This window comes from Rhodoferax sp., assembly GCF_012927445.1.
In the GTDB taxonomy this organism is placed as follows: domain Bacteria; phylum Pseudomonadota; class Gammaproteobacteria; order Burkholderiales; family Burkholderiaceae_C; genus Rhodoferax.
Genome location: NZ_JABBPD010000007.1, coordinates 621,635 through 640,626 on the forward strand (window position 1 = coordinate 621,635; position 18,992 = coordinate 640,626).

An 18,992-nucleotide genomic window follows, 5' to 3' on the forward strand; every position below is an offset into this window, starting at 1 on the left:
AGCCCGTGGGGCCGTGCAAAAACCCGAAACAATGATTTTACGGTGCGGGCGGCAGAGCGCCCCCGGCGGGCCTGAAAAGCACATGCTGCGCCAGCTTGCCGCCGACGAAGGTGCAGGTGACGTGCGAGTCGGTGCCGTCGGTCCAGCGGAACACCTCGGGCTGCACATCTTTTTCTGTCAGGCGCTTGCCCAGCGCACGGGTCATGGCCACCACATGCAACAACGTCATGCCGGGCTGGAGTTTGGCATTGAGCATGACGGCACTGCCGACATAGCCGATGGGCCGATTGGTCGTGCGTTTGAGCACCTGCATCATGCGGCTGAAGTGCAGCAACAGCCACATCACCAGCGCACTCACGGCGACCGCAACACCGGCCCAGCGGTAGAAATAGTAGGCGGCAATGACCAGCAGCAGGCTGCCCACCGGGACCAGGAATTTTTGAGAGGGCATGCCCTGATTTTGACTGATGTCACGGGTCAAGCATGCCGGGTTGGTACCTGTCTAATGCCCCGTTGATTTTCCCGTGGCTGGCGCCGGCCAGCGCACCGCAACCGCCAGCCCGCCCAGCAGGTCGGAGTGGCTCACCTGCACTTGGGCGCCAAAGAGATTAGCAATCCGTTTGACAATCGACCAGCCCAGGCCGCTGCCCGGTTGCTCATGACCCAGCACCCGGTAGAAACGCTCGCCCAGTCGGGCCATCTCCTCCTCGGTCATGCCCGGGCCACTGTCTTCGACCCACAGCGTCGGTTGCCCGGACTCGTCCGTCACACTGACGCAAATCCGCGCCCGATCCGGGCTGTAGCGCATGGCGTTATCGATCAAATTGCGCACCAGTACCCCAATCAGCATGTCGTCGCCCGCCACCGCGTGCGGGGCGTCGGCTTCAAGTTCCAGGGTTTGATGACGCGCCAGCGCCGTCGGGGCCAGGTCGGCGGCGACGCGCCGCGTCACCGCGCTCAAGTCCACGGGGGCAGACGCGGCGGTGGCTGCGACCGGCGCTGCTTCCAGGCGCGCCAGGGTCAGCAATTGTTCAACCAGCCGGGTGGCGCGGTCGCAGCCGATCAGGGTGGCCTGCAAGGCATGCTGGCGTTGCGCTTCATCGGCACCGGCCCCCATCGCCACCTGCGCCTGGGCGCGAATGCCGGCAATCGGCGTGCGCAGTTCATGGGCCGCATCCGCCGTGAAGCGGCGCTCGGACGCCACCATCAGTTCAATGCGCTCAAACAAGGCATTGAGCGCCTCCACCATCGGCTGCATTTCAGTCGGCAGGTCAGCCAGCACCACCTGCTTGAGCGCCTGTGGCCGCCGCTGGCCGATCACATGACTGAGCTGCCGCAAGGGCGCCAGTCCCTGGCGCACGACCCACCACCCCACCAGCGCCAGCAAGGGCAGGGCATATAAAAAGGGCAGCAGCACGCTATGGAGGATGGCCCAAAGAATCTCATTGCGTGATTCCTCCTTCTCCCCGACGTAGACCTGCACATCACGCTCAACCCCACTGGTCGAAAACACGCGCCAGCGTTCACCGTCGCCCAGGCGCACCGTTTCAAAGCCGTGGTCCTTGGGCGACATCGGTGCCAGGCCGGCATTGGCCGAGCGCATGGCTAATTTACCTTCGTGAAACACCTGAAATGCCACCAGGGGGGCATATTTGTGCAGCGACGGCGCGTCTGCCACGCCATCATCATCCGCTCTGGCCTGTTGCACCACCAGCAAGGCGGCGGCCTGGGCCAGATGGCCATCGAGCAGGTCATCAAGTTCTTCGCGTGCCTCAAACCAGGTCATGGTCGCAGCCGCCAGCCAAATCACGGTCACCAGTGCCAGCAGGGGCAGCAACAGACGTGCCTGCAAGGATTTCAAGGGACGTCGCACCGGCTTCATGTCAGGTCCTGACTGCGCAGCATGGTGTAGCCGACGCCGCGCACGGTCTGGATCACGTCCGGGTGCAATTTACGGCGCAGATGGTGAATGTGCACCTCGATCGCATTGCTTTCCACCTCATAGCCCCAGCTGTACAACTGCTGCTCCAGTTGCTCGCGCGACATGACGCGGTCCGCATTGAGCATCAGGACGTGAAGTAAATCGAATTCGCGCGTGGACAGCGCCACGCTCTCGCCATTCAGGCTGACCCGCCGGGCAGCCGGTTCAAGCAGCACCGCACCACATTGCAAAACGTCCTGCATCTGGCCATGCGAGCGGCGTACCAGGGAGCGCAGGCGGGCCCCCAGTTCATGCAGATCGACCGGCTTGACCACATAGTCGTCGGCGCCCAGGTCCAGGCCGCGGATGCGGTCCGGCACGGCGTCGCGCGCGGTCAGCACCAGCACCGGGGTGCTGACCTTGCGGGCCCGGAGCGCCTGCAACACGTCCAGCCCGTCCTTCAATGGCAGGCCGAGATCGAGCACCGCCGCCGTGTAGTCGCCCGACGCCAGCTCGCGCTCGGCGGCCACGCCGTCGCGCACCCAGTCCACCTGGAAACCCAGTTGACGCAAGCCGGCCCGCAGTCCGTCGCCCAGCATGGGATCATCTTCAGCCAGCAGGATGCGCATCCATAAACTCCAGGGTGATTCAGTGGTTCAGAGCAGGGTCGACGCTGCCAGCGCAGGGCTGTTAGTCATCGCCGCGGTCATGTGACTGTATTTTGCATTTTCCGAGGCCCCGGCCGTTCCGGCTGCCGCGTCTGCGGGGGCACTTTGCCATTGCAGCCACCAAAAGCCCAACACCGCCGCCAGGAGGACGAGCGCCAGCGGGCGCCAGGGCCAGCGGATGCCTTCCTCGGGGGTGCCCTCTTTTTTACCGGTCAGCATGGCGCGCACCAGATTTTCGCGGTGCAGCCAGCTGGCCAGCAGCACACCGGCCACGTGCACGCCCACCACCGCAAGCATGAAGTTGGCCGCGCCTTCGTGCAGATCTTCGAGGGCATTGCCGCCCACCTCGTTGTAGATCGCCCAGCCGCTGGCGACAGTGGCAATGCTCAACAACAACAGCAACACAATCGCCCAGGCCCCAGCCGGGTTATGCCCGACATGGTGCTCTGGCTTACCGCTCAAGAGGGCGCGCCCATACCGCATGACCGCTGCGGGGCCGCGCACAAAGCTGGCAAAGCGCGCATAGCGCGTTCCCACCAGACCCCACAAAATACGAAACGCCACCAGGCCACCCATTGTGTAGCCCAAACTCACATGCACCAGGCGCCAGCGTTCACTCTCCGCCGTGAGGTAAGCACCGGCAAAACTGAGCACCAGCAGCCAATGGAACACCCGCACCGGGGCATCCCACACCAGAATTTTGGTCTTTGTTGTTGAATTGGTCATGACGTTTTACTTCGGGATTCTGATGTCGCGTTCACTAAAACTGCCTTTGGCCGCGTTGGTGTGGCAGGCCGCGCAATTGGAGGCGCTGCCAACCGACGCACGTTTCCAGACGTTTGCCGGCACTTCCCCTTCGCGGTGTTTGCGTAAAAACCAGGCCGATTTCGTGATGCGGTCCTGCGGCGGCGCTTCGCTGACCCGCTTGTAGGTGCCAGCGTTGGCCTGGAGCCAGCCACTGATCTCGCGCACGCTGGCCTCGTCCAGCGAGGCATCGGTGCCATAGTGCTTGGTAAGGGACCCCATCATGTGCTGCCATGAGGCGGCCGGCAACATGCCGGCGGGGTAGGCGATATGGCAGGCGGCGCATTCCTGCTGGTATTTGGGCAAGGGCTGCACCATCGGCCCCTTGGCGCCATGATCGTCGGCCTGGGCGGCAGTCACCGTACCTGCCGCCAGCAGCAGCAGCCGCAGGATGCGCGAAATTTGTTTGAAGTTTGAACGGGACATGAGGTTCTTTCAGAGAAGTTGATCGGGCTTTAGCGTTTGAGCGTCAGCAGCCAGGACAACACATCGGCCTTTTCGCCGGCGGTGCATTCACGACCCATGACGTCATTGCAATTGCGGCGAAACCATTTCTCGGTCTTCGCCGTGGCGGTAAAACGTTCCGGGTTGAAGGCGGGCGCCATCGGGCCGATGACCTTGCCGGTGCTGGCATGTTTGCCGTCACCGGTTGGCGTGGCGGTATGGCACGAAGCGCAACTCCAGTCCTTGCCGTGTTTGCTGGTGAACAGCTGTTGCCCGCGCGCGGGTTGGGCGGGCGTACCCGCTTCGGCGGTGTAGGCGGCGAGCTGCTCGGCTGGGGTGACGGCGTAGGCTTGTGAACTCAGGCCACCCGCCAGGGCCGCGCAAACGAGGGAAAGGGAAGAAAACTTTTTCATGACGACTCCTTGATGAAGCCGACATTAACGCGGGCAGATTAAGCTTTTCTTAAGGGCACCGGGTCACCCCAGGCCGCGCACGATCTCCATGGCCTGCTCGACCCGCTCCACCGCATGGATGGTCAGGCCCTCGATCGGCTTTTTCGGCGCATTGGCTTTCGGTACCACCGCCACGCTAAAGCCGAGCTTGGCCGCCTCCCGCAAGCGCTCCTGACCGCGCGGTGCCGGCCGCACTTCGCCCGCCAGCCCAACCTCGCCAAAAGCAAAAAAGCCCTTGGGCAGCGGCTTGCCGCGCAAGGAGGAGGTGATGGCCAGCAGCACTGCCAAGTCAGCCGCAGGCTCGCTGATGCGCACACCACCGACGGCATTGACGAAGACGTCCTGGTCCATGCAGGCGACGCCGGCATGGCGGTGCAGCACCGCCAGCAACATCGCCAAGCGGTCTTTGTCCAGACCGACGCTCAGACGCCGGGGCGACGGACCGCCGCTGTCCACCAGTGCCTGAATTTCGACCAGCATCGGCCGCGTGCCTTCCAGTGTGACCATGACGCAACTGCCCGGCACCGGCTCGGCATGCTGGCTCAGAAAAATGGCGCTCGGGTTGGAGACACCTTTCAGGCCTTTTTCGGTCATGGCGAAGACGCCAATCTCGTTGACCGCGCCAAAACGGTTTTTGATGGCGCGCACCAAGCGAAAGCTGCTGTGCGTGTCGCCTTCAAAGTACAGCACCGTGTCCACCATGTGCTCCAGCACGCGTGGTCCGGCCAGCGTGCCTTCTTTGGTGACGTGGCCAACCAGCACAATGCAGACGCCACTGGCCTTGGCCGCGCGCGTCAGGTGCGCTGCGCATTCGCGCACCTGCGCCACCGAGCCGGGTGCGGAGGTGAGCTGGTCGGAGTACACCGTTTGAATCGAGTCGATGACCGCGATGTCGGGCCGCAGGGCGTGCAGCGTGGCCAGAATTTTGTCCAGTTGAATCTCGGCCAGCACCTTGACCTGTGAGTTGTCCAGCCCGAGGCGGCGCGAGCGCAGCGCCACTTGGGCGCCGCTTTCTTCGCCGGTGACGTACAAGGTGTTTTGTCCGCTGCGCTGCAGCGAATCCAGCGCCTGCAGCAGCAGGGTGGACTTGCCGATGCCGGGGTCGCCGCCAATCAGCACCACACCGCCTTCGACGATGCCGCCGCCCAGTACCCGGTCCAGTTCTTCATGGCCGGTCGGCGTGCGCGCCATGTCGACCGCGTCAATGTCGCCCAGGGTGACGACTTCGGCGGTTTTGGCCAGCGAGGCGAAGCGGTTTTTGGTCGGGGCTGTGCTCTCGGGGACGGATTCAATCAGCGTGTTCCACGCATTGCAGCTGGGGCATTTGCCCAGCCATTTGGGGCTGGTGCCACCACAGTCGGAACACACGTAAACAGTTTTTTCTTTGGCCATGCGGGGATGTTACGGGATGGAACCATCCATTTTAAAACCCCCGGCCGTTTCAGCGCTAATGACGGGAAAAGACCCACTGTCGACATTGGCTGCGCTCCGAAGCAGTCGTTACGTGAAAGTAAGGGCTGCGGCGTGCTTTTGCGCCGCCCCGTTTGAGCGTCGGGTTGGGTGCCGGGTCGCCCGATCGCTTCGGACAACCAGATGCCGAGTGTCACCACCTTGCACTCATGAAGCGGAACTCAAAGGCCTTTAGCCTTGACCATTGCGACATACTGCCGCATAGCCGAGCAGTAGTTTCGAATCGTGTTTTCCTTCCTCTTGCCGCTGATGCTTTTGGCAATGTTGTCCACGTCGCTATCGCTTCGTAATAGCGTTGGTGTGATGTCTCTGCCAATGAGCTTGGCTACGCTATTCAGGTAAGAGACGTACGAAGCGGTTGACGACGCGACAATATCTTTGGAGCCAACTCCTTTATGTGCGATGAAGTCTAGAAACAGGCTTTTGTGATCGATCAACATAATCTCACGGTGAACACCCAACGTTGGAGTGAGAGGGTGATCGGCCTTATCTGGAAGGTCCATTTGGACTGTCGGGCATACCTTGGAGAATAGCCGGACATAAAGATTTTCAATTGACGTAATTGCCGTAAAGCTGCTCTTTGGTAGAACTCGAATATTCCGACGCTCTGTTTTGACTCCGTCCTTGTTACCTTTTGTGTGCTTCGCAACCTTCCGATCCACCAGACTCGGCAATGGTTCCCCAGCTTCTGCGCCGAAATAGAGGAAGGGTCCAAGATGCAAAGTCTTTTCGTCAATGTATATCCAAACCACACAGCCACTCGGCTTGTCAGCGAGCTTGGTATGAATTTTCTGAACAGCCGTCTTGCCGCCAACAATAGACGTTTTGAGTTGCATGTGCCTGACAACACCCATTGCTTCCACGATTAGGTCATACCCAGAATTGTCCACCTCAGGCTTTGAAATTTCCAGAGCGCAGCAATGACGAAGCCAAGATAACTTCAACAACTCTGCGACAAAAAGATGCTCAATCAGCTTCTCTCGATATGAAGAATTTTCGGTATGTTGAGTCATTGCAGACTCCGAATTTTCATGGGACATAACGTAACGGTGAGCGGATGGCTGCGCACAAATTAAGAAGGAACTTAGTTATCGCATCGCGGCCAGTCCGATCGACCATCCTTAAATGCACGAAAACACAACCGTTGCCTTTGGATAGTTACCAAGAATATACGGACCAGGATTTTCAACTGCCGAAACTAGTTTGAGAGTCTTTTTCATCGCTGCGCATGTGGTCCCAGCCTCTGCCAGCGCTTCGGTCAACAGTGGTTCTCTGCCACTTGGAAAGGCCCCTGCTTGGCGTGAAACAACAAAAGTATCTGGACCAGCTGACACTGCACCAGTAGAAGTGGTTGCACAACCACTCAAAGCGATAAAAGGGACGGCCAGCAGTAATATTTTCATTGTTGCCTTGTAATGTTTAGTAGGACTGCGGTGGAAAACCGATTAGGGATTCATCGTGCTTTGCCGACCCGTCATGTCATGTCACATTACTATATCGCCAAGTAGACCATTCCCCGGAATGACCGCTTCCGCTCCATAAGAGTCCTCACTCCCTTGCTGTCGACCCATTCATCGGATCAACGGAGAGTTCAGCAAGCTCAGCCGCAGCGTGCTGGGTTTTGAGCTTTATTTGCTATTAATATAATAGCTGCTTATGCAGTATCTACGGCGGCTACAGGCCTAAAATGCTGATAGCCATTGGAGACCAGCCCAACTCAGAGTCTCGCCGCCGAGCACCAGTCAGTAACCGGCACCGTCCTTGCGCCGCGATGTCGGCGGTGGAAGCGTTAAGGTCCTCCAGCGACTGCTGGAACAGGTCGGTACGCATTTTTTACTCCTGGCCGCGAAACTGGCTTTGATTGGACTGGATTGCGTTCTGCTCAGTCTTGATGTGTATCAATATTTATTTGAATGACAAGGTGCATGCTGCTGTCCATGGCGCTGCTGAGTCAAAGTGGTAAACTTTTATTTGCTATTTAAATAATAGCAAATTGCGCTTATTAGACGGGGGCTACAGGTAAATATGGCTAATAAAAACTTGAATGGACTGAGCCGCGCTGAAGCGGCCGAGCGGCTCAAACAGTACGGTCCCAACCGCTTGCAGCCCGCCTTGCAACGGGCGGTGCTGCTGCAATTTCTCGCGCATTTCCGCAACCCGCTGGTGTTGGTGCTGCTGGCGGCCAGCGGCATTTCGGCCTTGACCGGCGACGTCACCGGGGCCCTCATCATTGGCCTGATTGTGGTGATGAGCGTCACGCTGGATTTTGTCCAGGCCTACCGGGCCGGTCAGGCGGCGGAGCGGCTGGCCTTGAAAGTGGCGGTGACGGCGACCGTCCTGCGCGACGGCCAGGCGGCTGAACTGCCTGTCATGCAGCTGGTGCCCGGCGACGTTGTGCTGCTGTCGGCGGGCAATCTGGTGCCGGCCGATGCGCACCTGATGGAAGCCAATGACTTTTTTGTCAACCAGGCGCAACTCACGGGCGAGCCTTATCCGGTGGAAAAACGGGCGTTGCCGTCCGACGAAGCGCGCAGTGCCGCCGCACCCGCGGATTGGGTGCTGGAGGCGGTGGACACGGTGTTCATGGGCAGTTCGGTGGTCAGCGGCTCGGCCCGCGTGTTGATCGGGCGCACCGGCAGCAGCACCGCCCTCGGGCAAATCGCGGTCAGCCTGGCCGACCAAGCGCCGCCCACCGCGTTTGAGATCGGGACCCGGCGCTTTGGCATGCTCATCATGCGGCTGACCGTGCTGCTGGTGCTGTTCACCTTGCTGGTCAACGTGGCCTTGCACCGCTCCTTGCTGGAGTCGTTTTTGTTTGCCGTGGCGCTGGCGGTCGGACTGACGCCCGAGTTGCTGCCGATGGTGGTGTCGGTCACGCTGACGCGCGGTGCCCTGCGCATGGCGACCTTGAAAGTGATCGTCAAACGGCCGTCCGCCATTCAGGACATGGGCGCGATGGACGTGCTGTGCACCGACAAGACCGGCACCCTGACCGAGGCCAAGATTCGGCTGGAACGCCATGTCGATGCCGGCGGACAGGACAACCCTCAGGTGCTGGCGCTGGCCTACCTCAACAGCTATTTTGAGAGCGGCTTGAAGAGTCCGCTGGACGATGCCATCCTGGCGCATGAAGACATTGATGTGTCCGGCTGGAGCAAGATCGACGAGGTGCCGTTTGATTTCGAACGCCGTCGCGTCTCGGTGCTGGTGCAGCGTGCCGGCGCCCGGCGGCTGGTGGTCAAGGGTGCACCCGAAGATGTGCTGCGGTTGTGCACGCATTACCAGGACCCGGCTGGCGGCACCGTGGCCCTGGATGGGGCCGCGCACCAACGCATTGAAGCCTTGTTCGACAGTTTGGGGGAAGAAGGTTTTCGGGTGCTGGGGATTGCCTGGCGCGATGTGCCGATTGATCACCCGCACGCCGTGATCTCAGACGAGAGTGAACTGGTGTTCGCCGGTTTTGCCGCCTTTCTCGACCCGCCGAAAGCCAGTGCCGGCGAGGCGCTCAAGGCGATGGCCGCCAGCGGCGTCGCCGTCAAAATCGTCACCGGCGATAACGAGCGTGTGACGCGCCATGTCTGCACCCAGCTTGGCGTGACCATTGAGGGCGTGCTGACGGGGAGCGAGGTGGCGGCCATGAACGACGACGCGTTGCGCGCCCGGGTCGAAGGGGTCAACCTGTTTTGCCGCGTCAACCCGGCGCAAAAAAACCGCATCATCCTGGCCTTGAAGGCGCGGGGCCATGTGGTCGGTTATCTGGGCGACGGCATCAATGACGCGCCTTCGCTGCACACGGCAGATGTCGGCATCTCGGTCGAGGGTGCGGTGGACGTGGCCAAACAGGCCGCCGCCATGATTCTGCTGGAGCGTGACCTGATGGTGCTGCACAAAGGCATTCTGGAAGGGCGGCGCACCTTTGGCAATGTGATGAAGTACATCATGATGGCCACCAGTTCCAACTTTGGCAACATGTTCAGCATGGCGGCCGCCACCTTGTTTTTGCCGTTTCTGCCGATGCTGCCGCTGCAGATTCTGCTCAACAACCTGATGTACGACGTGTCCGAAATCACGCTGCCGCTGGACAATGTGGACGCCGAAGACCTGGCGAGTCCGAAGCGCTGGGACATGACCTTCATCCGCAATTTCATGCTGACGATCGGGCCCATCAGCTCGCTGTTTGATTTCCTGACGTTCTACTTGTTGATCAGCCTGTTCAACGCGCACGAGTCGCTGTTTCGCACCGGCTGGTTTGTGGAATCGATCGCCACCCAGGTGCTGGTGATTTTTGTCATCCGCACGCGGCGCAATCCGCTGCGCAGTCACCCCAATCGTTGGCTGGTGCTGACGTCGCTGGGGGTGGTGCTGACGGCGATGCTGTTGCCGTTCACCCCGCTGGCGCCGTATTTGGGTTTTACGCCGCTACCGCTGTCATTTTTTGGCTTGCTGACCGTGTTGCTGATTTCTTATTTGGTCATGGTTGAAGGGGGTAAACAATGGTTTTACAAACGTCTGATGCGGGCGTGAGCGCCACGCACGACATCGACGAGGTCACTGATTCCAATGGCTTGACGGCAGCGCAGGCGGCGCAACGCCTGCTGGAAGACGGCCCCAACGCGCTGCCGGGCGATCAGCACCGCACGCTGTGGGGCATCATCAAAGAGACGCTGCAGGAGCCGATGTTCATGCTGCTGCTGGCGGCCGGCTCGCTTTATTTGGTGCTGGGTGACTTGCAGGAAGGCGTTGTTTTGTTTGGCCTGGTGCTGGTCGTGCTGGCCTTGACGCTGTACCAGGAGGGCAAGACCGAGCGCGCGCTGGAATCCTTGCGCGACCTCACCAGCCCGCGGGCGCTGGTGCTGCGCGACGGCCAGCCGCTGCGCATCGCCGGGTGCGAGGTGGTGCGCGGCGATATTTTGCTGCTGGCAGAAGGCGACCGGATTGCGGCGGACGCGGTCTTGATCAGCGGCCATGATGTGCAAGTGGATGAATCCTTGTTGACTGGCGAAGCGGTGCCGGTCAGCAAGGTGGCCGCCGTGCTGAGTGAGGTGAAGGCCGATGCACGCCCCGGGGGTGACCAGTTGCCTTATTTGTATTCCGGCACGCTGTTGGTCAACGGTCACGGCAGCGCCCGCGTCACCGCGACCGGTCCCCGCAGTGAAATCGGGCGCATCGGCACGGCGCTGGAAACGCTGACGCCGGAGCGCTCGCCGCTGAAAAAGCAGACCGCCCGCCTGGTGCAGGTGCTGGCGGTGATTGCCTTTAGCGCCAGTTTGCTGCTGGTGCTGGCCTATGGCCTGCTGCGGGGCGACTGGTTGGGGGCGCTGCTGGCCGGCATTGCGCTGGCGATGGCCCTGCTGCCGCAGGAGTTCACCGTGGTGTTGACGGTGCTGCCGGCGTTGGGCGCCTGGCGCTTGTCGAAGCAAAACGTGCTGACCCGGCGCATCGCCGCGATTGAAACGCTGGGCGCCGCCTCGGTGCTGTGCGTGGACAAGACCGGAACCCTGACCGAGAACCGCATGACGGTGGTGCAACTCTATGCACAAAATGGCCGCCCTGCTGAGGGCGAAAGTCTGACCATCGATTACGCCACCACGGACGAATTGCCCGAGACTTTTCATACCCTGGCGGAGTTTTCCATTCTGGCCAGCATGGCCGACCCGTTTGACCCGATGGAAAAAGCCTTCCACCGGCTGGGCCGGCATTACCTGAAGGACACCGAGCACCTGCACCGCGACTGGACCCTGATGCAGGAATACGGCCTGACGCCTGAGTTGCGCGCCATGTCGCATGTCTGGAAAGCGGTCGATGGTGCGGCGCATGTGGTGGCGGCCAAGGGTGCACCCGAGGCGATCATGGATTTGTGCCACCTGGACGCCAATGCGCAGGCCCGCATTGCGGCGGCCGTGGAAGCCATGGCGGCCACCGGTTTGCGCGTGCTGGGCGTGGCGCAAGCCCGCTTTGCCGGTGAGCAGTGGCCGGCTATCGAACATGATTTTGATTTTGAATTTGTTGGCTTGCTCGGGCTGGCCGACCCGCTGCGCGCCGAGATTGTCGAGGCGGTTGGCCAATGTCGCACTGCCGGCATCCGCGTCGTCATGATCACCGGTGACTACCCCGCCACCGCCCGCGCCATTGCCAGGCAGGCAGAACTGGCGTCGGGCGAGGTGCTGAGCGGCGACGCCATGGCGCTCCTGAGTGACGCCGAACTGCAGGTCGCCATGAACACGGTGAGCGTCTGCGCCCGCATTGCGCCGGAGCAAAAGCTGCGCATCGTGCAGGCGCTCAAAGCCAGTGGCGAGATCGTGGCCATGACCGGCGATGGCGTCAACGACGCGCCGGCGCTGAAGGCCGCCCACGTCGGCGTGGCGATGGGTGGGCGCGGCACCGATGTGGCGCGGGAAGCGGCGTCGCTGGTGCTGCTGGACGACAACTTTGCCTCCATCGTGCGCGCCGTGCGGCTGGGCCGGCGCATCTTCGACAACCTGCGCAAATCCATGTCCTACATCCTGGCGGTGCATGTGCCGATTGCCGGCATGGCGCTGCTGCCGGTGCTGCTGGGTTGGCCGGTGATGCTGTTCCCGCTGCACATCGCCTTTCTGGAGCTGGTCATCGACCCGGCGTGCTCCATGGTGTTCGAGAACGAGCCGACCGAGGCGGACGTGATGCAGCGCCCGCCGCGCGACGCCAATGCCCAGTTGTTTGGCGGCACCACCCTGCTGCTCGCGCTGCTGCAGGGCGTCGGCGTGCTGTTGGTGGTGATGGGGGCCGCTGCCTGGGGCGCCAGCTGGCTGACGGAAAAAGAGACCCGGGCCTTTGCCTTCGCCACGCTGGTGATGGGCAATGTGGCGCTGATTTTTTCCAATCGCTCCCGCACCGGGTCGCTGTGGGCCTCGCTGCGCGTGCCGAACCGGACGCTGTGGATCGTGACCGCTGTGACGCTCGGGTTTCTGGGGCTGGCGGTTTATCTGCCGTGGCTGGCGCGCCTGTTCTTTTTTGAGCCGCTGCCGCTGCCTGACCTGTTGACGGCGCTGGCCTTGGGGCTGGTCAGCGTGATCTGGTTCGAAGCCATCAAACTCAGTCGCCGCCTGTCGCCCCGGCCGACGTTGTGAGGCTGGCCCGCTGCGTCAAGCCGTGCGGTCTGGTCGCGCCTTCAGCACTTGTTCAAGGTTGACTTTGATCTTGATCTTTTCTGCATTAAAGGGCGAGCGGATGGCATATTTCGGGTTGTTGGTGTCCCGGAAGAGGCAGGGGTTCAGCGGCATGCCCCCCGGACTGACGATGCTCACCACCTGCGGGTGGCTGGCGCGAAGACCGCGCTTGACCGAAACCGCTTTTTCGCCGTTCACCAACTGCACGTAGGTGCCTGGTGGGTAAAAACCGAGGGCCGTCGTCATGGCCAATGCGAGCTTCGCTTGTTCTGCATCGGTACCCAGAAAAACGGACTGGGCCGCACTCAACGGTGACATGGCAAGCCTCGTCTTGCGTGCCGCCATCTTGGCCACAAAACCATCGGCCATCCGCAGGAGACGCCGACTTGCCAGGTTGCTGTTCATGCCGCAGGACTCATCGGGTTCATGATGCCAGCGCACGATGTCCAGCTGGTTGTCGTCCGTCACGCCCAAGCTCTGCAAAATTGCAAGGCTGTTTTCTGGGTGTTTGCGGATCAGCTTTCTCTGAACGTCGTTGAGGAGTGCGGTACTTTGCCGGGCCAGACTGTCCTGGTCCCGTGCCATGCCAATGTTCATGGTCAGCGCAGCGCGGAACAGCACACGGCGGTCTGTTTCTGCGGTTCCCAGCTTTTCGGCACTCAGTTCGCACACCACCGCCGACAGCAGGGCGTGGGTGGCGCAATAACCCAGCGACAGGTCAGCCAGTGCCTGGAATAAGATGACAAGGGACTCATCAGGGTCTCGCTTCAGCAAGTCAAGGGCTTCCTTTTCGATCGCCTCCAGTCGCGGCAACGGACTGATGGCGGCCGCGCCTTGGTAAAGCAGCGCCTGCAAAACGGCCTGCAAATCCCGCCAGCCGACGAGAATGTCGTTGTCAGACGAGGCGGGCGCTGTGTCCACCGCCACCCCTTCCTTGTGTATCGGTTGCATCATCTGTTCGTAACTTTTCTGCCAAGCCTTGGCATCACTGCTTTTCATGCAGGCCTGCTGGTCACTCAGCATTTCCTTGTGCTGGGGTGACCGGATGGTTTGCCCTTTTTGCAGCAGCAACTTGCCGTTTGCATCCCACACATCGATAGGCAGTGGTTTCCCGAGGTCCAGCATAGAAACGGGGAGGGGGACGTAATTCATCAAATGACTCTCAATGGCCGGCGAATAGGTGCGATTAGACCCTAATCGGTGACCAATACCGGCACGCGCGGGGCCAGGGCGCACATTAATTCGTAGCCCACGGTGCCCGCCGCTTGGGCCACCTCGTCAATTCCCAGTAGGCTGCCGTTGGCGGCGCGACCCCACAGCGTGACCTCACTGCCAAAGCCGGCCCCGGCAACGGGGGTGAGGTCGACGGCGAGCATGTCCATGCTGACCCGCCCGAGGGTGCGGGTGCGCACGCCGTTCACCAGAATCGGCGTGCCGGTGGGGCAAGCGCGCGGGTAGCCATCGGCATAACCACAGGCCACCACGCCGATGCGCATCGGCTGCTCGGCGACAAAGTTTGAGCCATATCCGACGCTAGCCCCCGTCGCTAGGTCTTGTGTTGCTATTATTTTAGAAGCGAGTGTCATGCCCGGCTGCAAGCGCCAGCTGGCCGCACTGTTTTCCGGGAAATCGGGCGCGCTGCCGTAAATCACGATGCCCGGGCGCACCCAGTCGGACGCGACGTAGACGTCGGGCGGCGGGTGGACGCCGGTGGCCGGCAGGCTGTGGCGCAGGATGGCGGCGCTGTTGCTCAAGGACCGTTCGCCGGGCAGGTCCTGGGTGACTGCGGCAAAGACCGCCATTTGCGCCGTCACGCCCCGCGCGCCATCCGCGTCGCTGAAATGGGTGATCAGGGAGATCTCATCGACCTGGGGCAGTGCATTCAGGCGGGTCCAGGCGGCGCGGTAACGCAGCGGTGTAAAGCCGAGCCGGTTCATGCCGGAATTCATCTTGAGGAAGACCCGGTGCGGCACGTTGGTCTTGTGGGTGGCGAGCATGTCAATCTGCTCGTCGCAGTGCACGGTGTGCCACAGACCGAGGCGGGAACAAAGTTCGAGGTCGCGCAACTCGAACACGCCTTCCAGCAACAGAATCGGGCCGCGCCAGCCCAGGGCGCGCACGCGCTGGGCTTCTTCCAGGTCCAGCAGCGCAAAACCGTCGGCACCGCGCAAGCCCTCGAACACGCGCTCAATGCCATGGCCGTAGGCATTGGCCTTGACGACGGCCCAAGTTCTCGCATCGGGTGCCGCCTCCCGGACACGCTCAAGATTGTGGCGAAGTGCTTCGGTATGGATGGTGGCTTGTATCGGGCGAGGCATGGCGCTGTAGGGGTGACGGACGAAAGCCTGCATTTTGCACCCCGGGGGCGTGCTATAACCCTTTACCGTTCGGACACATATTAAAAAAACCACCGTGTCAGCAACCCTGATGCGCGCTTGTAGACAATGAAACGCGGCTTTTTCACCATCATGTCAGCGCAGTTTTTCAGCTCGCTGGCCGACAACGCGCTGTTTGTTGCAGCCGTCCAGTTACTGAGAAGCAGCAAGGCACCCGAGTGGCAACAAGCCGCCTTGGTGCCGATGTTTGCACTGTTTTATGTGGTGTTGGCGCCTTTTGTCGGCGCTTTTGCCGATTCCATGCCCAAAGGCCGGGTGATGCTGATCAGCAACTTCATCAAAGTGGTGGGGTGCCTGTTCATGTTGTTTGGCACGCATCCCCTGATGGCCTACGCCATTGTCGGGCTGGGCGCTGCCGCTTATTCGCCCGCCAAATACGGCATCCTCACCGAATTGCTGCCGGCTTCCCAGTTGGTCAAAGCCAATGGCTGGATCGAAGGCCTGACGATCGCCTCCATCATTCTGGGCGTTTTGCTGGGGGGGCAACTGGTCGGGCCGATGTTGTCACCGATGTTGTTGTCGTTCGACTTCCCATTCATCCGTACCAGCGTGGACACCCCGCCGGAGGCCGCCATCAGCGTGCTGATCTTTCTATATTTCCTGGCCGCCTGGTTCAACACCCATATTCCGCACACGGGGGTCGAAATGCGCCCCATGCCGAAGCGGATCACTTCCTTGCTGCCTGATTTCTGGACCTGCAATGCCCGGCTGTGGCGCGACAAACTGGGCCAGATATCACTCGCTGCCACCACGCTCATCTGGGGTGTGGCGGGTAATTTGCGTTTCATTGTGCTGGCCTGGGCCGCCGCGGCGCTCGGTTACTCGGTGACACAGGCCTCGGCCCTGCAAGGAGTGGTGGCCATTGGGATGGCGGTTGGCGCGGTGGTGGCTTCGATGCGCATGCGGCTGGAAGATGGCCCCCGGGTGATTACCCTGGGCATCTTCATGGGGCTGTTGATCATCATGCTCATCTTTATCACCAACGTCTGGGTCGCGGCGCCGTTTTTGATTCTGCTGGGTGCCTTGGGTGGCTTCCTGGTGGTGCCGATGAATGCGCTGCTGCAGCACCGTGGCCACAATTTGATGGGCGCCGGGCGCTCGATCGCGGTGCAGAACTTCAATGAGCAGGCCTGCATTCTGGCGCTGGGCGCGGCCTACAGCCTGTCCACCGGGCTGGGGTTGCCGACCTTTGCCGCCATCACCGTGTTTGGGGTGGTGATTGCCGGCTTCATGTGGTTCATCAAGCGTTGGCACGCCCGCAATTGCCTCCACCATCGCGCCGAGGTTGAGCATCTGCTGGGTATTGCCCGTAACGACAATATTCACGGCTGATGTCACATCGAGCGCTCGCGGCGGCGGCGCTGATCCTCAATGCCTTTGTTTGGGGGGTGGCGTGGTGGCCGTTTCGGGCACTGCAAGCGCACGGCCTGCATCCGCTGTGGGCCACCACCATCATTTTTGTTTTTTCCCTGCTGTGTTTGCTCGCTGTCCAGCCGCAGGCTTGGCGTGGTTTTTTGAAGCATCCGATGCTGTGGTGGTTGCTGCTGGCTTCCGGCTTGACCAATGTCGGATTCAACTGGGCGGTGACCGTCGGTGACGTGGTGCGCGTCGTCCTGTTGTTCTACCTGATGCCGGCCTGGGTGGTGCTGCTGGCCTGGCCGCTGCTGGGCGAAAAACCCACGGCGGGTTCTTTGCTGCGCCTGGCCCTGGCGCTCACCGGCGTCGTTATCGTCCTCAAAACGCCCGCCTCACCCTGGCCCATTCCCGAGAGTCTGGCCGATGGACTGGCCCTGATGGGCGGCTTCAGCTTTGCCCTGACCAACATCCTGCTGCGCAAGCTGAATGAGACGCCGAGCGCGTCGCGCACGCTGGCCATGTTTGGCGGCGGTGCCATGATGGCCCTGGGCGCCGCCGGGATCGGCATGGGGCTGGGCGTGGTCGCTGCGCTGCCCGCACCAAACTGGGCGTGGACCGGCCTGGCCCTGTTCATCAGCCTTGCCTTCCTGGCCGGCAACCTGGCCCTGCAATACGGCGCGGCGCATTTGAGCGCCAGCGCCACCTCGCTCATCATGCTGTCGGAAGTGGTTTTTGCCAGCGTGTCTTCGGTGGTGCTGGGCACCGGCGAGCTATCGACGCGCACCTTGCTGGGCGGGGGCTTGGTTCTTTTGGCCTCACTGCTGGCCGTGGTGTCGTATGACAAGCGTTGATTTTGGCGACAAAGTGCGACACTGACGCTTCCTTTTTTGACCGGGAGCGCGCCCATGAGCACTGTGTACGATTTTGAAGTCCTGCAAATCAATGGCCAGTCCGTCCCCTTGCGCCAGTTCAAGGGCAAAGTCATGTTGATCGTCAACACCGCCAGTGCTTGTGGTTTCACGCCCCAGTTTGCCGGGCTGGAGGCCTTGCATCAGACCTATGGCCCGCAAGGCCTGGTGGTATTGGGTTTTCCGTGTAACCAGTTTGGCGCCCAGGACGCCGGTAGCAATGCGGAGATCGCCGAGTTTTGCCAACTGAACTATGGCGTCAGCTTCCCCATGATGGCCAAAATTGAGGTTAATGGCGACGGCGCCCACCCGCTCTACCAGTGGCTCTGCGTCGAAGCCCCGGGGCTGCTGGGCAGCAAGTCGATCAAATGGAATTTCACCAAGTTTCTGGTTGGCAAGGATGGCGCCGTTCTCAAGCGCTATGCACCGACCGATACCCCCGCCAGCCTGAGCCACGACATTGCAGCCGCGCTGGCCGCCTGACTGGGCCGCCGCCGCTGGCAGCGCGGCGATGGCGCACGTCAGGGCAAACGGATCTGGGCCATGGTGGGCGAAGGGCGGGTGACCGTGGCGTCAAACGGGTGGGCGGGCGCGCCACCGACTGCCTTGAGTATCTTCTGCACATACGCCCGGGTTTCCAGGTACGGCGGCACGCCGCGGTAACGCTCGACCTTGCCTTCGCCGGCGTTGTAGGCGGCCGCCACCAGCGCCACATCCCCTTCAAAATAGGCCAGCAACCAGCGCAGATAGGTCAGGCCACCGCGGATGTTTTGCGCCGGGTCAAAGGCATTTTTGACCTTGAAGCGCTGGCTGGTTTCCGGGATCAGCTGCATCAGCCCCTGGGCGTTCTTGGGTGACAGCGCCAGGCTGTTGAAGTTGGATTCGGCCGCGATGATCGCCAGCGCCAATTGCGGCTCGACCTTGAACTGGGGCGCCAGTTGCATCACCAGCTCAAAAATTTTGCGCGGTGCAATCACCTCATAGTTCACGCTGGGCGGGCTGACAACCGCAGGCGGGGAGACTGCAGGCGGGCGCATACAGTCGGGCACTTCGGTGGTGCGGCCGCCAACGACTTGCAGCATGCGCCGCGCCGCCTCGAGACCCTGCTCGGCCGCGGCATGAAAAAAGAAAGCCGCCGCCACATCGTTGCGCGCAATGCCACGCCCGTTGGCGTGCATCCAGCCCAGGTTGTATTGCGACTGCGCGTCGCCCAGTCGGGCGCTCTGGCAGTACAGGGTGGCCGCCAGCACCGGGTCACGCGCCACGCCTTCGCCATGCTCGGCGGCGATGGCTTGCGTGCGCAGCTTAGTCGCGAGCGTACCGTCCGCCTCGCTCTTCTGCGCCTGTACGGCGAGCGAGGCCGCCGCACTGCAGAGCGCGAGCAACAGGCTTGACAGGGTTCGGACACTGGGGCACATGCCGCGCAGT

At 61.7% G+C, this 18,992-nt stretch carries 17 protein-coding genes; 5 read left to right on the plus strand and 12 right to left on the minus strand.

The window, feature by feature from the left end; translation table 11 throughout:
• Positions 1 to 37: 37 nt before the first annotated feature.
• The 9 genes from HHJ17_RS14640 to HHJ17_RS14680 form a co-directional block, all read right to left on the minus strand.
• Positions 38 to 451, minus strand: a complete 414-nt coding sequence (locus HHJ17_RS14640; RefSeq protein WP_296506290.1) for a glycerate kinase — start codon at positions 449 to 451, stop codon at positions 38 to 40.
• Between the two features lie 51 nt (positions 452 to 502).
• Positions 503 to 1,882, minus strand: a complete 1,380-nt coding sequence (locus tag HHJ17_RS14645) for an ATP-binding protein (protein ID WP_296506291.1) — start codon at positions 1,880 to 1,882, stop codon at positions 503 to 505.
• Entirely contained in the window at positions 1,879 to 2,550 is a 672-nt protein-coding gene (locus HHJ17_RS14650) for a response regulator (protein WP_296506293.1), read from the minus strand. The genes HHJ17_RS14645 and HHJ17_RS14650 overlap by 4 nt, the downstream gene beginning before the upstream one ends.
• Before the next feature lie 27 nt (positions 2,551 to 2,577).
• Positions 2,578 to 3,315, minus strand: coding sequence for a cytochrome b/b6 domain-containing protein (locus HHJ17_RS14655; protein WP_296496927.1), 738 nt, complete (start codon positions 3,313 to 3,315; stop codon positions 2,578 to 2,580).
• A 6-nt stretch (positions 3,316 to 3,321) separates the two neighbouring features.
• Positions 3,322 to 3,819: a diheme cytochrome c gene (locus tag HHJ17_RS14660; RefSeq protein WP_296506295.1), complete on the minus strand. Its 498-nt coding sequence runs from the start codon at positions 3,817 to 3,819 to the stop codon at positions 3,322 to 3,324.
• Positions 3,820 to 3,848: 29 nt separating this feature from the next.
• The gene (locus HHJ17_RS14665; RefSeq protein WP_296496929.1) at positions 3,849 to 4,250 is read right to left on the minus strand and encodes a DUF1924 domain-containing protein; all 402 of its coding nucleotides are present in this window, start codon (positions 4,248 to 4,250) and stop codon (positions 3,849 to 3,851) included.
• 63 nt (positions 4,251 to 4,313) lie between these two features.
• The gene (radA, locus tag HHJ17_RS14670) at positions 4,314 to 5,681 is read right to left on the minus strand and encodes a DNA repair protein RadA (protein WP_296496930.1); all 1,368 of its coding nucleotides are present in this window, start codon (positions 5,679 to 5,681) and stop codon (positions 4,314 to 4,316) included.
• A gap of 239 nt (positions 5,682 to 5,920) precedes the next feature.
• Positions 5,921 to 6,772, minus strand: a complete 852-nt coding sequence (locus tag HHJ17_RS14675) for a hypothetical protein (protein WP_296506297.1) — start codon at positions 6,770 to 6,772, stop codon at positions 5,921 to 5,923.
• A 108-nt stretch (positions 6,773 to 6,880) separates the two neighbouring features.
• Entirely contained in the window at positions 6,881 to 7,162 is a 282-nt protein-coding gene (locus tag HHJ17_RS14680; RefSeq protein ID WP_296506298.1) for a hypothetical protein, read from the minus strand.
• Between the two features lie 622 nt (positions 7,163 to 7,784).
• Here HHJ17_RS14680 and mgtA point away from each other — a divergent pair.
• Positions 7,785 to 10,283 carry a magnesium-translocating P-type ATPase gene (gene mgtA, locus HHJ17_RS14685; protein WP_296506301.1) on the plus strand — a complete coding sequence of 833 codons (2,499 nt, stop codon included), beginning with the start codon at positions 7,785 to 7,787 and terminating at the stop codon, positions 10,281 to 10,283.
• Positions 10,253 to 12,865 carry a cation-translocating P-type ATPase gene (locus tag HHJ17_RS14690; protein WP_296506303.1) on the plus strand — a complete coding sequence of 871 codons (2,613 nt, stop codon included), beginning with the start codon at positions 10,253 to 10,255 and terminating at the stop codon, positions 12,863 to 12,865. Before mgtA ends, HHJ17_RS14690 begins: the two co-directional genes overlap by 31 nt.
• Before the next feature lie 15 nt (positions 12,866 to 12,880).
• Here the strand turns inward: HHJ17_RS14690 and HHJ17_RS14695 are convergent, their stop codons facing one another.
• The gene (locus HHJ17_RS14695; protein WP_296506304.1) at positions 12,881 to 14,056 is read right to left on the minus strand and encodes a hypothetical protein; all 1,176 of its coding nucleotides are present in this window, start codon (positions 14,054 to 14,056) and stop codon (positions 12,881 to 12,883) included.
• A 41-nt stretch (positions 14,057 to 14,097) separates the two neighbouring features.
• A complete protein-coding gene (gene alr, locus HHJ17_RS14700; protein WP_296506387.1) occupies positions 14,098 to 15,222 on the minus strand; it encodes an alanine racemase in 1,125 nt (374 codons plus the stop codon).
• A 126-nt stretch (positions 15,223 to 15,348) separates the two neighbouring features.
• On the opposite strand from alr, the gene lplT reads away from it, so the two are divergent.
• The 3 genes from lplT to HHJ17_RS14715 are packed head-to-tail and all read left to right on the plus strand — an operon-like array spanning position 15,349 to position 18,047.
• Positions 15,349 to 16,632 (plus strand): lysophospholipid transporter LplT, encoded by a 1,284-nt coding sequence (lplT, locus tag HHJ17_RS14705; protein ID WP_296496942.1) that lies wholly within the window; start codon positions 15,349 to 15,351, stop codon positions 16,630 to 16,632.
• Positions 16,632 to 17,507, plus strand: coding sequence for a DMT family transporter (locus tag HHJ17_RS14710; RefSeq protein WP_296496943.1), 876 nt, complete (start codon positions 16,632 to 16,634; stop codon positions 17,505 to 17,507). The genes lplT and HHJ17_RS14710 overlap by 1 nt, the downstream gene beginning before the upstream one ends.
• A 54-nt stretch (positions 17,508 to 17,561) precedes the next feature.
• Positions 17,562 to 18,047, plus strand: coding sequence for a glutathione peroxidase (locus HHJ17_RS14715; protein WP_296496944.1), 486 nt, complete (start codon positions 17,562 to 17,564; stop codon positions 18,045 to 18,047).
• 38 nt (positions 18,048 to 18,085) lie between these two features.
• On the opposite strand, the gene HHJ17_RS14720 is transcribed toward HHJ17_RS14715, so the two are convergent.
• Positions 18,086 to 18,982, minus strand: a complete 897-nt coding sequence (locus HHJ17_RS14720; RefSeq protein WP_296506305.1) for a transglycosylase SLT domain-containing protein — start codon at positions 18,980 to 18,982, stop codon at positions 18,086 to 18,088.
• Between the last annotated feature and the right edge of the window lie 10 nt (positions 18,983 to 18,992).

What these genes read in the sequence shown, in the direction of transcription:
- HHJ17_RS14720 (WP_296506305.1), bottom strand. Translation starts at nt 18,982, where the DNA reads ATGTGCCCCAGTGTCCGAACCCTGTCAAGCCTGTTGCTCGCGCTCTGC.
- HHJ17_RS14655 (WP_296496927.1), bottom strand. Translation starts at nt 3,315, where the DNA reads ATGACCAATTCAACAACAAAGACCAAAATTCTGGTGTGGGATGCCCCG.
- HHJ17_RS14645 (WP_296506291.1), bottom strand. Translation starts at nt 1,882, where the DNA reads ATGAAGCCGGTGCGACGTCCCTTGAAATCCTTGCAGGCACGTCTGTTG.
- HHJ17_RS14690 (WP_296506303.1), top strand. Translation starts at nt 10,253, where the DNA reads ATGGTTTTACAAACGTCTGATGCGGGCGTGAGCGCCACGCACGACATC.
- HHJ17_RS14640 (WP_296506290.1), bottom strand. Translation starts at nt 451, where the DNA reads ATGCCCTCTCAAAAATTCCTGGTCCCGGTGGGCAGCCTGCTGCTGGTC.
- alr (WP_296506387.1), bottom strand. Translation starts at nt 15,222, where the DNA reads ATGCCTCGCCCGATACAAGCCACCATCCATACCGAAGCACTTCGCCAC.
- HHJ17_RS14650 (WP_296506293.1), bottom strand. Translation starts at nt 2,550, where the DNA reads ATGCGCATCCTGCTGGCTGAAGATGATCCCATGCTGGGCGACGGACTG.
- lplT (WP_296496942.1), top strand. Translation starts at nt 15,349, where the DNA reads ATGAAACGCGGCTTTTTCACCATCATGTCAGCGCAGTTTTTCAGCTCG.
- HHJ17_RS14680 (WP_296506298.1), bottom strand. Translation starts at nt 7,162, where the DNA reads ATGAAAATATTACTGCTGGCCGTCCCTTTTATCGCTTTGAGTGGTTGT.
- HHJ17_RS14715 (WP_296496944.1), top strand. Translation starts at nt 17,562, where the DNA reads ATGAGCACTGTGTACGATTTTGAAGTCCTGCAAATCAATGGCCAGTCC.
- HHJ17_RS14665 (WP_296496929.1), bottom strand. Translation starts at nt 4,250, where the DNA reads ATGAAAAAGTTTTCTTCCCTTTCCCTCGTTTGCGCGGCCCTGGCGGGT.
- mgtA (WP_296506301.1), top strand. Translation starts at nt 7,785, where the DNA reads ATGGCTAATAAAAACTTGAATGGACTGAGCCGCGCTGAAGCGGCCGAG.
- HHJ17_RS14710 (WP_296496943.1), top strand. Translation starts at nt 16,632, where the DNA reads ATGTCACATCGAGCGCTCGCGGCGGCGGCGCTGATCCTCAATGCCTTT.
- HHJ17_RS14660 (WP_296506295.1), bottom strand. Translation starts at nt 3,819, where the DNA reads ATGTCCCGTTCAAACTTCAAACAAATTTCGCGCATCCTGCGGCTGCTG.
- HHJ17_RS14675 (WP_296506297.1), bottom strand. Translation starts at nt 6,772, where the DNA reads ATGACTCAACATACCGAAAATTCTTCATATCGAGAGAAGCTGATTGAG.
- HHJ17_RS14695 (WP_296506304.1), bottom strand. Translation starts at nt 14,056, where the DNA reads ATGAATTACGTCCCCCTCCCCGTTTCTATGCTGGACCTCGGGAAACCA.
- radA (WP_296496930.1), bottom strand. Translation starts at nt 5,681, where the DNA reads ATGGCCAAAGAAAAAACTGTTTACGTGTGTTCCGACTGTGGTGGCACC.